The 15,409-nt window shown below is 61.9% G+C and carries 8 protein-coding genes; 4 read left to right on the top strand and 4 right to left on the bottom strand.

Going from position 1 to position 15,409, the window contains the following annotated elements; genetic code table 11:
* Positions 1-17 precede the first annotated feature (17 nt).
* Complete coding sequence (locus tag NW808_RS05940) at positions 18-4,703, bottom strand: DUF559 domain-containing protein (protein ID WP_414420601.1); 4,686 nt, start codon at positions 4,701-4,703, stop codon at positions 18-20.
* Positions 4,700-7,573, bottom strand: a complete 2,874-nt coding sequence (locus NW808_RS05945; RefSeq protein ID WP_414420602.1) for a helicase-related protein — start codon at positions 7,571-7,573, stop codon at positions 4,700-4,702. The genes NW808_RS05940 and NW808_RS05945 overlap by 4 nt, the downstream gene beginning before the upstream one ends.
* 155 nt (positions 7,574-7,728) lie before the next feature.
* On the opposite strand from NW808_RS05945, the gene NW808_RS05950 reads away from it, so the two are divergent.
* Together NW808_RS05950 and NW808_RS05955 are read left to right on the top strand one after the other, a co-directional pair.
* A complete protein-coding gene (locus NW808_RS05950) occupies positions 7,729-8,298 on the top strand; it encodes a DUF3727 domain-containing protein (protein WP_414393870.1) in 570 nt (189 codons plus the stop codon).
* An 82-nt stretch (positions 8,299-8,380) separates the two neighbouring features.
* On the top strand, positions 8,381-10,162 hold the full coding sequence (locus NW808_RS05955; RefSeq protein WP_414420603.1) for an NFACT family protein: 1,782 nt from the start codon (positions 8,381-8,383) through the stop codon (positions 10,160-10,162).
* 3 nt (positions 10,163-10,165) lie between these two features.
* On the opposite strand, the gene NW808_RS05960 is transcribed toward NW808_RS05955, so the two are convergent.
* The gene (locus tag NW808_RS05960) at positions 10,166-11,458 is read right to left on the bottom strand and encodes a serpin family protein (RefSeq protein ID WP_414420604.1); all 1,293 of its coding nucleotides are present in this window, start codon (positions 11,456-11,458) and stop codon (positions 10,166-10,168) included.
* Positions 11,459-11,578: 120 nt separating this feature from the next.
* Complete coding sequence (locus NW808_RS05965) at positions 11,579-12,922, bottom strand: lipopolysaccharide biosynthesis protein (protein ID WP_414410877.1); 1,344 nt, start codon at positions 12,920-12,922, stop codon at positions 11,579-11,581.
* On the opposite strand from NW808_RS05965, the gene mrdA reads away from it, so the two are divergent.
* Positions 12,921-14,813, top strand: a complete 1,893-nt coding sequence (gene mrdA / locus NW808_RS05970) for a penicillin-binding protein 2 (RefSeq protein ID WP_414420605.1) — start codon at positions 12,921-12,923, stop codon at positions 14,811-14,813. The two genes, NW808_RS05965 and mrdA, sit on opposite strands and share 2 nt — an antisense overlap.
* Positions 14,814-15,093: 280 nt before the next feature.
* Positions 15,094-15,402 carry an HU family DNA-binding protein gene (locus NW808_RS05975; protein ID WP_414393879.1) on the top strand — a complete coding sequence of 103 codons (309 nt, stop codon included), beginning with the start codon at positions 15,094-15,096 and terminating at the stop codon, positions 15,400-15,402.
* Positions 15,403-15,409 lie beyond the last annotated feature (7 nt).

The raw sequence follows: 15,409 nt of genomic DNA on the forward strand, positions 1-15,409 counted from the left end.
GTTTACGCATAATGAAATTAGTGTTGCGCCAGCTTCTCCCATGCCTCTAGCACCAGCCGCCGGGTGCGGTACTCGCCAAATTGGCGGATTTCTTTTTCCTTGAGCACGCGAAAGGTTTCGCCGGGGAAGGTGCTAGCAGCAGCGCGGGTAGCGTAGCCAGCCGGGTCGAGCGGGTCTGCCACCTCTTCCCGCGGGTCGAGTATGTCTTCCAGTTCGCGTTCGGTCAAATCTGCCGGGTCGAGGATGTAGCGCAGTTGCTTGCGGGTGAGGCCGTAGAGCCGGGCGTAGTACGCATCCAGTTCAGCGCGGAGGATGGCGCGGCGTTCCTCGTTCCAGGTGAACGGCGGGAAGGGGAAGCCCTCACCCAGTGCTGCGGGCGAGGGGGTCGGGGGGTGAGGTCTAATCACAGCCCGCAATCCTTCGTCTGCCTCTCGCCATACGTCGTCGGCGAAGGGTTTCATGTCCCAGGAGGTGTAGACCAGCTCCAGCACGCGCGGGACGATGAAGCGCAAATCTTCGGGGGTGTAGGCTTCGGGCGGCAGGACGGGGAGTTGTTTGACGTAGAAGAAATTCATAGTTGTTCCACCAAGCTTTTGACGCACCACATAGTCAAATGGGATCGAACAGGCATTTGCCAGCAAACACATCTGAATGATCGATCCGGCCGCTTCAAAGAGGAGAACTGGAATTTTATTCCCTACCCCAACTCTGGGCAGCAGGCTGAAGATGGCAGTGCGCTCGTTAGTGGCGTTAGTAACATCGCGGAATCCCACCAACCACCCACGCTGCCACTCGCCCAGGCGGGCTCGGACTTCTTCCGCCGGCACCCAGTACCAGGGCTGGACGACGAAGTGCGGGTCGGCGTGCTGGTGCTCATCAGGCGTGGGCAGTTGGGTGCTGGAGCGGTCGCGCACGCCCTCGTACGTCCCGTAGCGGTGGTCATAGTGCCAGATCATCTTGGCTTCGTAGAGGGGGAGGTAGCCCTCACCCCCGGCCCCTCTCCCAAGGCTTTGGGAGAGGGGAGAAGGATGCTCGTAGGAATGGGCAGTGACATAGGCAGCAATTTCTTGGAGGACCTGTTCTGTGCGGTCGAGTATCTGGTCATTGGTAAAGCGCAGAATGGCAAAGCCATGTTCGCGCAGGATTTCCTCCCGCAGACGGTCGCGTTCCTGCTGAGTGGGTTCACGGTGCACGGCGCCATCTATCTCAATGATCAGGCGGGCATCGTCACAGAAGAAGTCGGCGATGAATTGTCCAATCGGATGTTGACGCCGGAATTTTCGGCCTAGCAGCCGACGGTCACGCAACAATTCCCAGAGCAGGCTTTCGGCGGCAGTCGCCTCGCGACGCAACTGCCGCGCCCTGGCAATCAGTTCCTGGCTGGCCTTGGGTAATTCGTACCCTCCTTCTCCCGCAGCGCGAGAAGAGAGGTCGGGGGCTGCGATCCTTCCCCCCTCTCCCGCAGCGTGGGAGAGGGGGTTAGGGGGTGAGGGCGCAAACCGGTTCCCCACCAGCCGGTAACCTTGCTTTTCCAGCTCTGCACGGGTGCGGAAGAGGTGCGAGTCGTTGGACATATCGAACATGCGCAGAAAGCGCACGTCCCAAGGGTTTTCACCCGTGCGTTCGTTCACCAGTACCGGCACGCGCTCGTAGATAGCTCTGGTCAGGTCGGCATCCTGGCGAGTGCGGAAGACGGGCAGGGTGCGGGTGTTGGGGTTGATGCGGGCAATGTCCTGCGGCGTTAGGCTAAAGAGCCGACGCGGGTCGCGCAGGTGGTCGGCACGGGTGGCGAAGAAGGCGAAAGCAGGGGCACTCGCTGATACGTTTCTGCCGGTGAGGGTGAGCAGGCAGAATTTCATGCGACTATCCACCGCCGGGAAGAGTTTGTCGCGGTTTTCAAAATCAAACAGACTGGCCAGTTGCCCTTTTTCCACCACATCGGCAAAGAAAAGCTTGTTGGTGTCGTCGGTGGCAATGCCGGTAGGAATGATGATGCCCGCCCGTCCGCGGGGGCTAAGCAGGAGGCGCACCCTCTCGGCAAAAACGGAATAGGTGTTGATGTCGCCGCGACCCGTGAGCGGATAGGCTCCACTGCTGCGCAAAAAGCGGCTGGTGCTTTCGGCAGCATGCAGGGCGTGTTGATACTCTGCCCACAGAGCAGGGTTGACCTCAGGCAGTTGCTTAATCAAGCGCTTGCGGGCATCAGCATTGGGTGCTTTGGCAATCTGGGCATCGCGGCTGGCAAAAAACTCCTCTTCCTGGAGCTTGATCCGCTCCCACGGCGGGTTGCCCAGAATGACGTCGAAGCCGCCCTGCTCAAAGACCTCAGGAAACTCCAGCGGCCAGTGGAAGAAGCGTTGCTCTGAGGCCAGGGCTTGGGCAGTTGCTAGAGCTTGGGGATGGGCCCTACCCTCCAGCCGGTCAATCACCGCTTGGGTGGTAATGGCTCTGGAGAAGTCAGAGGTCAAGGGCTGGAAAAAGGCCGCTGTCCAGAGGTGGCAGGCTTCCACCAGCTTTTGGTGTTCCGGGTCTTGGCAGGAGCGGCTATAGAGCTGCTGCTTACGGCTCACCTCCTCCGGGGAGTTATCTGGAATGGCTTCTAGCTCCTGTCGTTCCTGGCTTAGCTTGGTCAGCGCCTCCTCAGGTTCAAGGGGAAGGGAAAGTTGCCCGCTTTGCAAAGCTTTGCGCTCGCTGCGATTGCGCCTCTTGAGGGACTGGGCAGCCTCCCTGGAGTCAGAGCTGACCGGGGTGAAGGCTTCATCGGGAATACCCATTTGCAACACCTTGGGATCCAGCACCCCCACCAGCGAGTCGCCACACTTGATGCGGTGATCCAAAAAGGTAAGGGGCTTGCCGGCACAGTGGGCTTCTAGCCACAGGGCCACCCGACAGAGCTCCACCGCCAGGGGGTTTTTGTCCACACCATAGAGGCAATGGGCTACAACATCCCGGATGGCTTCCCGCACCCGCTCTGGGGCAGGTTCCTCTTCGCCGCTGCGAATCTTGGCCAGCTCCTTGCCCAAACGCCGGGCCGCTGCCAGCAGGAAGTGCCCCGACCCACAGGCAGGATCCAGGATGCGCAGGGAAAGCAGGGCCTGCTCAGCCGCAAGAATATGGCGGTCACTCAAGGGGGTAGACTGCCAGGCTAGGGCCAGTTCTTCTTCCGAGGGAGTTGCCTGCCGTTGACCTCCAGGGGGCTTTGCCAGTCTTGCAGCGACTTGGCGGGCAAGCCTCTGGCGAAGGGCTGGAGGGATCGAGCTCCACTCCCTGCTAGCTATCTTTCTTGCTTCCTCTAGCCGTGCTTCCAGGACGGGCTCCAACGCCGAGCGGACCAGTTCAGCCACTAGCTCCGGTGGGGTGTAGTAAGAGCCCGTGCTCTTGCGCTCAGAGCCGTAGCCAAGTTCAAAGCGAGGCACCCCCTGGGAGGTGACAACCTGGGGCTGGTAGTCCAGCAGACTTTCGTAGACGGATCCCAGCTCCTCCACGTCCAGGGCAGCGTAGTTCACCCGGCGAGGGGGAGAGGTGGGGCTTTCCTGGTAGTAGGCCAAGTGCCAGAAGGCCTGCAGCAGATCCCGGTTGCTGAGGCTGCAGCTATCCAGATCCAGAGGGGCAAAGAGGTCCCCATTGAGAGGGGCAGCCCCCAAAAGCTGGGCCAGCTCCTCTTGGGAGAGCACCCGCCAGAGCACTCGCAGGCTGCACCAGAGATCCTCATGTTCCGTAAAGGCGCTCCGCCGCTCCAAAAGCTGCCGCAGCCGACCCACGCCGTAGTGATCCCGGTAGAGAGGACTGGCGCTGATAAGCCCCCGCTCCTCCGAGACCAGCAGGAACAAGAAGCGATAGACTAGCCGCAGCAACTGGCGGTAGAACTCCAAAGCTGCCGACCTGCCAGAAGCCAGCCAACCCCGCAACTGGGAGTTCTTGGGGTGGGAGAGAAACCCATTGGCCAAGCCCTTGAGGCAGGCTTCCACCCCATCCCGCAGTCGCTCCCGTACCCGGCCACCCTGCTCCAGAGCCTGCTGGTAGTACTTTTCCAACAGACAATCCGCCGCTTGCCCTGCAACTTGGGGCAGCCGGCTGCGGTGCAGCAGCCGAAAGAGAAGGGCAAAGTCGTTAAACCGCTGCTCCTCTAGGATTTGCCTTAGGTCAAACTCCACATAGGCCTGCCGACGCACATAGGTGGAGTCGCGCAAAAGGCGCAGGGTCAAGCCGTTGGTGACAATGCCCCAGAGGTGCTCGCTGCGGTTGAGATACTCCTGCAACAGAGAATGGGGCGCTAGACGAGGTCGGCCCGTTGGAGCTAGCCGCCCCAGCTCCTGCCGCACGCCCACAATGTGCACCGGCGGCGCCTCTTCCGCCTCCCCTGCCCGGTGGGAGATGGCAAAGGTAGCACCATCAACCTCCTGGGCCCGTGGGTTGTAGTGCAGCTCGTAGCCCAGCAGGCTCAAGAACGGGATAACCCAGGCGTCGCGCGTAACCGAAGTGCCCAGCTCCTCTTGGGGCAGACGGGCCAACCGCCCCTGGAAAGCCTCCCAGTAGGTGCGGGCAGTGGCCAGCGCCATGGCTATCTCTTCGGTGAGGCTGCGCTTGCTGGCTAGGCCAAAGTCTTCTGGCTTTTGTCCTGGCAGATCCCCGGCTAGAAGTTTCTCCAGGATGTCAGGCCCCAACAGGCCCCCTTCGATGCGTACCCCAGCCCACTCACTCATTTCTGCCCGCCCACCAAAGGTTGGAGAACCAGAAGTCCCAGAAGATCCGGGGGAAACTGCGGCTTTACCTGCAGGCCCCGCACCTGCAGCGACACCGCCTGACGGATGCGCCTGTGGGCAGCCTCCAGCTCACTAGCCCGCTGGCCAATCCGCTCCCGCACCGCCTGCTGCAGGGGGTGCCCTGTCCCCCAGTTTTCCCCTGTTTCCGGCCAGGGGCCAAGACAGGCCAGGAGATGCTCGACCAGCTCCTGTTTTTCTGCCAAGGGCAGGTTGGCATCCGGCTTGGCTTTGGCCAGCAGTTGCCAAGCGGTGGCTGTCTCCAGCCACTGGGCCTCCCCCCTTTCCAGGCCAACCCCACCCAGCACCAACACCTCCTCCCCCAAAAGAGGCTGGTTTTGGGATAGCTCCAGCAGGTAGCGCACCCGCAGCAGCAAGAGGGTGGTGAGCTCAGCTACAGCCCGGCTGCGGAGAGCGCCACAGCGGCAGATGAGGGGATTCTCCCCAGCGCTGAGGGCCTCCTCCAGCAAAAAATGGGCCAGGGCAGCCACAAAGCGGTGGTTGCGGCCAACATACTCCGCCCCTGGCGGTGTAGGCGAGTCAAAGCTAATGAGCCAGCGCCCGCTCTTGGAAGCGGGTAGAGCCAGGCGAAGGGCTTCCGGCAGGGTGGCGGTGGCCTCGGCGCCCACACTCACCTGGTAAACTCCAGGCTGCTTCTGGGGGGTTACCGTCAGGTTGAGGCGCTGGGCGGCAGTCAAGAAAAACTCGCGGACGGCGTCGGGATCCCCTAGGACAGCATCTGCAGCCTCCAGCTCCCGCTGCACTTCTTCAGGCTTGAGGGCCCGCTGGGCAAAGCGAGTGCGGTTGAGCTTTTCCCGCTGGGCCTGCTCCTCCCACTGCTGGTGAAACTTGAGCACTTCTCCGTCCAGATCCAGCACCAACTGGCGCTCGGCTGACCACTCTCCTTGGCGCAGGAAGAGGGCTTCCAGCACAGCCTGGGTAACGCTTTCGCTGGCTTCTGGGACAGGCACCGGGGTGCCGAGGGTGCGGTGGATTTCCCGCGCCTTGTCCAGCAACACCTTCAGCACCACGCCGTCGATGGGGTTGTCCTGCCCAAAAAAGCGGATCACCTTGACCCGGTCGGCTTTTTGGCCGTAGCGATCCACCCGCCCCTCCCGCTGCTCCAGCCGATTGGGGTTCCAGGGTAGGTCGTAGTGGATGACGGCGGTAAACTTTTCCTGCAGGTTGATCCCTTCCGAAAGGCAGTCGGTGGCCACCAGTACCCGGGGCTGCTCAACGGCCAGTTCGGCAATCTTGGCCTTGCGCTCCTCGTCCCCCATCCTGCCGGTTACGCAGGCTACTTGGGCGGCGGATCCCAGGTGTTGCCGCAGGTGGCTGGCCAGGTACTCCGCTGTGGCTACGTAGCGGCACCAGAGGATGGGGTGAAAGCCTTCTTCGAGCAACCTCTTCACCAACTCAATGGCCCGCGCCAACTTGGTGTCGTGCTCGGGGCCCTGCAGGTGTTCAGCTAGCCGAGCCAGAGCTTGTAGCCGGCGGCGGTCGCTATCTCCAGCTTCTAGAGCTAGCGCTGACCATTCATCGTCAACCCGCTCTTCTGCCGACTCGAACACCCAGCGGCTCAACTCCGCCTCAAGGTCTTCTGCCTCCGGGGTTAGGCCGCTGCGATAGCGCAAGGCGGCCACGGCTGCTGCTGGACTGGACATCACACAGCGCAAGAGAGCCAGAGCCCCCCAGTAGCGCACTCGCCGCCGCCGCTGCTCCAGGTGTTCTCCTGTCCGCACCAGCTCTGAGCAAAAGGCATAGGTGCGCTCAAACAGCTCCCGCTGCCGCTCAGAAAGGGTGTAGGTTGCGTCCCCAGCTTCGCGGGTTGGAAAACAGGTCAGCTCTTGCCAGGTCTCCCTAATGTCCCGCCGGGTGCGCTGGACAAAGTGACGGGCTAGCTGGAGACGTTGCTCTTCTGAGAGAGCCTGGAGATCCCACCCCTCAAACTCAGGCCGCAACAGCCCCAGCAGCGAGCGAAAGGCCTCTGGAATGCCACTGTGGGGGGTGGCCGTCAGCAGGATCAAGTGGCGGCTGGGCTTTTGGGCCACCGCTTTGAGCAGGCTATGGCGTTCCTGCTGGCTTCTGCCTGGAGCTGCCGCTGCCCCATGGACTTCGTCGGCAATGACCAGCTCAGGACAAAACTGCAGAAACTGGTGGCGGTTGCGCTCAGTCTTGAGAAAGTCAATGCTGGCCACCTGGACAGGGAAGTGTTCGTAGAGGCTGCGCCCAGGGGGGGTTTTCCGCTCCAGTTGCCCCACCGTTCCCGAGCGGAGGATCACGGGCTCCAGGTTAAACTTTTCCGCCAGCTCACTGGCCCACTGCTCGCAGAGGTAAGGGGGACACAGGATGCAAAGGCGTCGGATCTCGCCGCGATCCCAAAGCTCTCTGGCTATCAGCAGCGCCTCAATGGTTTTGCCTACCCCCACGTCGTCGGCAATCAACAGCCGCACCGGATCCAGGCGCAGGGCCATGAGCAGCGGCACAAACTGGTACACCCGTGGACGGATGGAGATGCGGCCCAGAGAGCGGAAGGGGGTGGCTCCCTCCCGTAGAATTAGCCGGGCAGCCTGCCAGAGAAGGTAAGTGCTTGTAGCGTCGGAAACATTCTTGGCGCTTGGCAGGGGAAATGAGGCAGGGGTAACCCGCTCAAAGGGCAGGGTACCTCCCACCAGATGCATAAGCCGCCGGTGGACGTGAACCCCCTCCTCAGGGGTGCCAGTCAGGGGCCGGAGCACCAGGACTTCCTTGGTCTCGCCGGGGAGCACCACCCACTCGCGGTGGCGAAAGCGAACAACTGAGCCAGGCTGCATGGAACCCAAAAGGCGCCACGGAACAAGCTTAAACTAGCTGTTGTCCCAGTAGAATCAAGAAGAAGCCTCGCCCTACTGCTACGGGTTTGCCTGGGTGGGCAGTGGGCTTTGGCAAGCCAAGAGGGTGGGGAGGATGTCAATCTGGGCTGTTTTCCATGGCTAAGTCTTGCGAAACCCTGGAGCTCCGCGACGAGCAAAACCAGCCTCTCAAGTGCGAGGTGCTAAGACGGGTGGTCATTGAGGATCAGGTCTATGCCTTGGCCACCCCCCTGGATGCCGTCATCAAAGTGCTGGTGTGGGAGGAGGAGCCCGGGCAGAATGGAGATGCAGAGATGGAAGGGATCCTGGATGAGCCGGATCCCGAGGAGCTCCAGGCGGCTCTCCCCACCCTCCAAGCGGTTTTGGGGGAGTTGAACCTGACCCTGCAGCAAAACGGCTTTGACATCTTGACGGTGCAGGGAGAGCTGCCCCCCGTGGAAGAGGAAGATGTGTTTGAGCTGGGCGAAAGCGAGGAGGAAGCCCAGGAGTTCCAACTGTTGGCTACTTTCTTCCACCAGGACAAAAAGTACGGCGTCTTTACGCCCCTTGAGCCGCCGCTCATTTACGTCGCCCTGCCCGACGAGGGGGATCCCTACCTGCTGGATCCAGAGGACTCTCCTGCTCTTTTCAATCAGCTTAGTGCGCTGCTCTTGGATCTAGACGAGGCGGGCGAGGATGAGGAGTAGGTGACGCCTCTCTCCCTGCGGCTTTGAGCTGCTGGCGGTGGCAGGGCGCCTAGACTTTAGCTCGCCCTAAGGAGCAGCAGGGATGCAACCGGTTGACCTGACCACCCTCCGGGCGGTGCTGGCGGATCTCAAACGGGCTGAGGCCGGCGGGGATCCCTTGCTGCCTGCCCGCGTGGAGTGGATCCAGCAGACGGATCTCTGGACAGTGGTGATTGGCCTACGCACCCTCACGGCCCGGCCTTGCTTGCTCCTGTCTTGGCATCCCCAGGCGGCCCGAGTTCACCTCTGTCAGGCTCCCCCTAAGGAGGCAGAGGACTTCCCATTTGGCCAACAGCTGCAGCGGCACCTGCGGGGCTTGGCCTTGACAGAGTTGGCGCTGCTGGACGAGTGGGAGCGGGTGATTGACTTTCGCTTTGGTCCTCGCCCTGGGGATCCCCCTCAACGCCACCTTTATCTCGAAGTCATGGGCAAGTACAGCAATGCCATCCTGGTGGACGAGGGGGGCGTGATCTTGGCCTGTGGCCACGGGGTCAGCGAGCGGCAGTCGCGGGTTCGCCCCGTGCAGCCGGGTCTACCTTACGAAGCTCCCCCTGCCCTCAGCGATCCCATCCCGCACCAAGCCGAGCCCTTCTCCCAGTGGCAGGAGCGCCTTGCCCTGATCCCTGGCCCCATCAGTCAACGGCTGCTGCGCGGCTACCGTGGCCTCAGCCGGCATTTGGCAGAGGCGATGTGCCTGAAGGCCGGGATCCCACCCCAAACCCCCAGCAGCCAACTCTCGCCCCAGGAGTGGCAGGCCCTGTTTTTTTGGTGGCAGGACTGGCTGGCTCGGCTGGAAACAGGCCGGTTTGAGCCGGCACTCACCCCCCAGGGGTACACTGTTCTCGGCTGGGGGGGCTCCAGCGGGGATCCCGTTCAGCCCAACTTGCACCAGCTCCTAGAAACCTACTACCAAGCCCAGCTCAACCGCGAACGCTTTGAGCGGGAGCGGCAGCGTCTGGGGCAAAAGCTAGCTGCCCTGCTGAAAAAACTCCGCCAGCGGCGCGAGCACTTTGAGAAGATGTTGGCCGACTCGGCCCAGGCCGAAGCCTCCAAGCAGGCTGCCGATCTCCTCATGGCCCATCTCCACCTCTGGCGGCCAGGGCTGAGCTCGATTGAGCTGCCGGATTTTGCCAGCGGCCAGAGGGTCAAGATCCTCCTGGATCCGGAGAAAAACGCTGTTCTCAACGCCCAGGCCTACTATCGCAAGCACCGCAAACAAAAGCGAGCCCAGGAGGCCGTCCGACCTTTGCTAGAAGCTGTAGCGCAAGAGATCCGCTACCTAGAGCAGGTGGAAGCGTCCCTGCAGCAGCTAGAAGCCTACCGCGAGCCCCAGGACTTGGCCGTCCTCCAGGAAATTGAGGCGGAGCTGATTCAGCAAGGCTACCTAGAAAGCCCCAGCCGGCTAGAGGGATCTAGGCGGGCCTCCTCAGCCAGCTTCAACCCCTATCGCTTCACTAGCCCCAGTGGCTTTTCTATCTGGGTGGGGCGCAACAACTGGCAAAATGAGCGGCTGACCTTTCGCGTCGCCCAAGACCAGGACTGGTGGTTCCATGCCCAGGAGATCCCGGGCAGCCATGTGCTGTTGCGCCTGCCTCCAGGGGCGGTGGCCGAAAGCGAAGATCTCCAAGCGGCTGCCGACTTGGCGGCCTATTTTAGCCGCGGCCGCTTCAGCGAGCAGGTGCCTGTGGTGTATACCCGCCCCAAATGCGTCTTTAAGCCCAAGGGATCCCCCCCTGGAATGGTGGTCTACAAGCACGAGCAGGTGCTGTGGGGGCGCCCCAGCCGCGCTCAGTTGCTTGTGGAAAGCCTCCCAGCTCTGTTGTAGCCTCTACTTCGGGTCTACTACGGATCCCATAAACAGCAGCGTTTGAGCCGCCGGGTTGCCGCCGGATCCCGAGGCCACAATGGCCAACCAGAAGGGGCGATCCGCTACGAATTGGAAGGGTTCTTGCCGGTCGAGAGCGGTGCGCGAGACAAGCACGCCAGTGGCGGCTGCCGCCTCGGATCCCTCTTCGTTGACTTCGAGGGCCGCCTTGTGCAAGACTCTGCTGACCCGTGTCGGCTCTGGGGTCATCTGGCTGAAATCGGCCCGACGGGAAAAGGCGATCCCCAGGCCCAACTGCTGCAAAGCCGGCCCCAGATCGGTCTCGTAGGCCAGCTTAAGCTTGGGGATCCGCACCGAGCCGGGGCGGGTGGGCAGGGATCCCGTCCATTCTTGCCACGTTTCTGGGCTGAGCTCCTGCCGCAGGGCTTCTAAGCTTACTCCCGGTTTCGGCAGCAGGATCAGCAGGGCCAGCTCCCCTTCCCCATAGGGCAGGCGCACCACCTGGAGCTGCTTGGTCTCCCGGTAGCCGTAGCGGCCGGATTGGGCCATCATCGGCACTTGGACACGGCTGCCATCCGGGCGGGTGAAGGGCTGGGGCTCTGTCAGGGCCGGATCGAAGGGCTGGGTCCACTTTCCCCTGAAATAGATGGCGTTGAGCAAAACCATCCTGTCTTCACGGCCGAGGCGGTCCACAAGGCGGTCAATCTTGCCCTGGGTGCGCTCGGCTACCCAACGGTTGATGGCCTGCACCGTTTGAGGGGATCCCAGCTCCACCCGATTGGCCACTGCTTGGTAATAGGTAGCCAGGGCTTGCAAAAAGGGAGGCCGCAAGGTGAGGGTGGTATCAACCCAAAGACCGTTGGCCATTTGCACCTGGATTGGCCCTGCTGTTTGCGACCTTTCCGCCAGCCAGCGCACCATCTGAGCAGTGGTCCAGTTCAACTCCTCGAGGGAGAGTTCCTGGGCCTCCAGGACCTTGGCCATTGCCGCTTGGGTCTCTCCAGCAGCGCCGTTGTACAGCAGGCTCAAGGCTAGGCGAATGCTCAAGGGGGAGAAAAAAAGGTTCTCTCGCGGCTGCTGCCGGAGCAAGTGATCGAAGAGTTTTAGCGCAAAGCGACTTTGGGCTTGCTGGGCCACCGCCTCTTCTCCATACCCTTCCCCGTAGGTCACGGTCGGCTGGAACGGGAGCCGCAGAGGGGTTTCCTGGGATCCCATCCCGTGCGTGGGCCAAAGGCCCAAGAGCAACAGGCCAAACAGAACCAAAAGCGGGATCTGGCTTGCCGAGAATCTGCTCATTCTTGGTTGGGGAACGACTCTGAGGCTATGGTATCGGGCTAGGGGTGGAGGGCTCTTGCCCAAACTGGCCGTTGTGGCTGCGCTTGAGGAGATCCCGGCCAAACTGGCCAAGGCTTTCCTCTAGTCCTCGTTCGCGACAGCGGTGCGGCCCAATTCCTGTCGGATTAGCAGCAGCAGAGCCAGCACCAAGGTCACTTCCGAGAGCAAGGTGGCCAGGGCTGCACCCCGCCACCCCCACGCCGAGATCCAGATCCCGTTCAAAGCTCCATTCAGGACTAGGGCTGCCAGTTGTCGGCGGCTTCGCAGCTTTTGCAGGCCAGCGCCAGTGAGCAGATGAGACAGCAGCAGGTGGAGCCCTTCTAGCAAAATGACGGGACTAAGCCAGCGCAGGATGAGAGCTGTCTCCTGGTAGGCGGATCCCAGCAGCCAAGGAATCCCGTAGGATCCTAGGGCCACCCCCAGAGTAGCCAAGCTGCCATAGCCGACCACCCAGGGGAAAAGCTGGCGGGCGTAGCGGCAGCCCTGCGGCAGGCCCTGCTGACCCTGGCGGCACAGCTCGGCAAAGTGGCTAGTGAGCAGCGCAATCATCGGCGTTTGCGAGAAGTTGATGACCCGGTAGGCGGCGCTGTAGAGCCCCCCTGTTGCGCTCGAGGCCAGGCGAGGCAAAAGCAGCTTGTCTAGGTCGGCGAAGGTTTTTGCCGCAGCCAGCCCTACGGCAAAGTCCCAACCTGCTCTCAGCCGTGGCCCTACCTCTTGCCAGTCCAGAGCCGCAAGAGAAGGAGCGCACCACCGCCGCATCCTCCAGCTCATTGCCCCCAGCACTGCCAACACCATTAGCCCGTAGAGGATAGCCCATTGGGTCAGGGATCCCCAGCCCAAAACCATCGCCAGCAGCACGGCGCTAACCCGCCCTAGGGCCATGCCGGTGTCGATGAAGGCTACCCCGGCAACTTGCTCTTGCCCAATGAGGATCCCTCTGTACACTTCGGGGAGGGCAATAAACAGCAGGTCGCTCCCCAGCAGGATGCCCACCTCAAGGGGGGAGATCCCGGCTAGCCAAAGGCTCAGCAGAGGTGTTAACAGCAGCACTATCCCACCGCAGCCCAGTCCGACCAGCCACAAGCTGGGAGCGATCTCCTGGGCAGATGCTGCGGCTCCCCGGCCGCTTAGGCGCTGGATCAGAAGTTCTGACTGGCCCCAATAGCCAAAGGGGGCAGCTAGATTGCTGCAGGCCAAGATGGCGGAGAACACCCCAAATGCTTCTGGGCCCAACAGCCGCGCCAACAGGACGAAATAGGCTCCAGACAACCCTAAGCGCAGCCCATTGCCCAGCATCAGCCAGGCTGCCTGGCGCAGTCGGTGCCTTGCTTTTCCTGGACGAGGCCTGCCAAGGCTAGAGATACTGAGTAGATGCTGAGGCTGTCCGCCTAGCTGGCTCCCATTCTTTTTCCGGCAGTTTTTCATGGCCAAACTTTACCCTGTTGCTCCTGCCCCGCCCAGCTCCAGCGCCTTAGGGGAGCGGAAGCCTCAAGCCTTGTTTTCCCCCCACTCCAAGCCGGCCGTACTGCGACAAGTCCTTCCCCCACCGCCGTCCCCTAGCCCCCCTTGCCTGGGATCCCCCCCGGCCAAAACAGTAGGCCAAGGCTATCGAGCCCTTGCCTTGCTCTTGCTGGCTAGCGGGTTGCTGTGGGGAGGACTGGGATCGCGGCTGGCCTACTTGCAACTGGTGCGTGCCCAGTACTACCGCCAGTTGGCCGACACCAACCGCATTCGCCTGTTGCCCCAGCCGCCGGAGCGGGGACGCATTGTCGATCGCAACGGCGTGTTGCTGGCCGGTAGTCAACTGTCCTACTCGGTCTTTCTCTGGCCGTTGGTGCAGTCGCGGCAAGGTTGGCAGGAGACGATCCCCAAGCTGGCTCAGTACCTAAACCTGGACCCCAAAGAAATTGCTCAAAAACTGGAGCAAGCAGGTTATCGCTCCCCATTCCCTGTGCGCATCCTGCGCAACGCCAGCCCCGAGGTGGTAACTCGGCTGGAGGAGAGAAGCCGGGAACTTCCAGGGGTGATGGTGGAGGCGGAGACGGTACGCTTCTATCCCCACGGCAGCTTGGCTGCCCACCTGCTGGGCTACACCGGCGAGATCCCCCCGGAGCAGCTGCGAGCCGATCCCAGCTATCGCCTGGGGGACATTGTCGGCCTGATGGGGGTGGAGGAACTGTTTGAGAGCCATCTGCGCGGCCAGTGGGGTGGGCGCCAGGTGGAGGTGGACGCCGTGGGAGAAGTGCTGCGGGTGCTAGGCGAACAGCCTCCTCAGCCGGGCAAAACCCTGCAGCTGACGCTGGACGTGCGACTGCAGCAGGCGGCAGAGCGAGCCCTGGGCCAGCAGAAAGGAGCAGTGGTCGCCATGGATCCCCGCGACGGCTCGATCCTGGCTATGGCCAGCTATCCCACCTTTGATCCCAACCTCTTTTCTGGCCGCATCACCCAAGCGCAGTGGGAGAGCCTGCAAAAGCAGGATTTTCCCTTCCTCAACCGCGCCCTGCGGCCCTATCCCCCCGCTAGCACCTACAAAATCATCACCACTGCCGCCGGGATTGAATCGGGGGTCTTCCCTCCGGATACGGTGCTGCAGACGGCTCCCTACATTAGCGTAGGCGGGTGGCGCTTCTGGGAATGGAACCGCGCCGGCTTTGGGCGGCTGAACTACCGTCAGGCGATAGCCTACAGCAGCGACACCTTTTTCTACCAAATTGCTCTAGGCACCAAGGCCGCCCCCTTGCAAGAATGGTCGCGCCGCTTTGGGTTAGGCCAGCCTACCGGGATTGGCCTCAAAGGGGAAGCCGCGGGTCTGGTGCCGGATGCTGAGTGGAAGCAGCGCCACTGGCGCGAGCCCTGGTATGTGGGCGACACGGTCAACATGGCCATCGGCCAGGGATTTATTACCGCTACGCCGCTGCAAATGGCGGTGGTAACGGCAGCCGTGGCCAATGGGGGCTGGCGGGTTCGTCCCTTGCTCTCCCAGCAGGTGATCCCGGAAAGCCCTGTGCCCCTGCGACAGAAGGTGGGCCTCTCCCCTGCCACCTTGCAGATCCTGCAGCAGGGGTTGCGGGATGTGGTAGTTTACGGCACCGGCGGCAACGCCAACCTGGGCCCAGGCTTTCCTCCCGTAGCAGGCAAAACTGGCACCGCTGAGGATCCGCCGCGGCGCTCCCACGCCTGGTTTGTCGGCTACGCTCCCTACGATTGGCCTGAGTTGGTGGTCGTGGTTTTTCTAGAAAACAGTGGCGGCGGGGGTGGATCCCGGGCAGCCCCGATCTTCCGCGAGGTGATGCGGGCTTACTTCCAAAGCAACTAGTGATACCCCAGCTCCACCCTTTGCTAGAAGAGCATTAGCATGATCTCAGTGCTACCTTTGTGGTCAAAAAATTCTGCTCTGCTCCTCGATTGGGTTAGCACGAGGGAGTCCCTAAGCTCCTTCTCTAGCCGGCTTCTAGCCTAAGTTGGCTGTAAAATAGGTCAGTGATTTGGAGCCAAATGGCTACAATCCTATCGTCGGCAGCGGCTGTGCCCTGGCACAAGGCTAGCCCTGCTCCTACAGCCACAACTTCTCTGAGCCGCTCATTGAGGAGACCAGGATGAACAAGGCAGAGCTTGTGGAAGCCGTCGCTCATCGCGCTAACGTAACCAAAAAAGAGGCTGAGGCTGTCTTGACGGCAGCCCTGGAGATCATCGTGGAAGAAGTTGCCTCCCGTGACGAAAACGGAGAACCCAAAGGAAAGGTCACCCTGGTGGGCTTTGGTTCCTTTGAGGCCCGCAAGCGCAAAGAACGGGAAGGCCGCAACCCGAAAACCAACGAGAAGATGGTGATTCCCGCCAGCGTTGTCCCCACTTTCACCGCCGGCAAAGCTTTTCGCGATGCGGTGGCAGCTGGCCACAGGTCTTGAACCGCTG

The organism is Synechococcus sp. W70.1 (genome assembly GCF_047461515.1).
In the GTDB taxonomy this organism is placed as follows: domain Bacteria; phylum Cyanobacteriota; class Cyanobacteriia; order Thermostichales; family Thermostichaceae; genus Thermostichus.

Coding starts and splice junctions, on each gene's coding strand:
- mrdA (WP_414420605.1), top strand. CDS start 12,921: ATGGCCAAACTTTACCCTGTTGCTCCTGCCCCGCCCAGCTCCAGCGCC.
- NW808_RS05975 (WP_414393879.1), top strand. CDS start 15,094: ATGAACAAGGCAGAGCTTGTGGAAGCCGTCGCTCATCGCGCTAACGTA.
- NW808_RS05965 (WP_414410877.1), bottom strand. CDS start 12,922: ATGAAAAACTGCCGGAAAAAGAATGGGAGCCAGCTAGGCGGACAGCCT.
- NW808_RS05940 (WP_414420601.1), bottom strand. CDS start 4,703: ATGAGTGAGTGGGCTGGGGTACGCATCGAAGGGGGCCTGTTGGGGCCT.
- NW808_RS05950 (WP_414393870.1), top strand. CDS start 7,729: ATGGCTAAGTCTTGCGAAACCCTGGAGCTCCGCGACGAGCAAAACCAG.
- NW808_RS05945 (WP_414420602.1), bottom strand. CDS start 7,573: ATGCAGCCTGGCTCAGTTGTTCGCTTTCGCCACCGCGAGTGGGTGGTG.
- NW808_RS05955 (WP_414420603.1), top strand. CDS start 8,381: ATGCAACCGGTTGACCTGACCACCCTCCGGGCGGTGCTGGCGGATCTC.
- NW808_RS05960 (WP_414420604.1), bottom strand. CDS start 11,458: ATGAGCAGATTCTCGGCAAGCCAGATCCCGCTTTTGGTTCTGTTTGGC.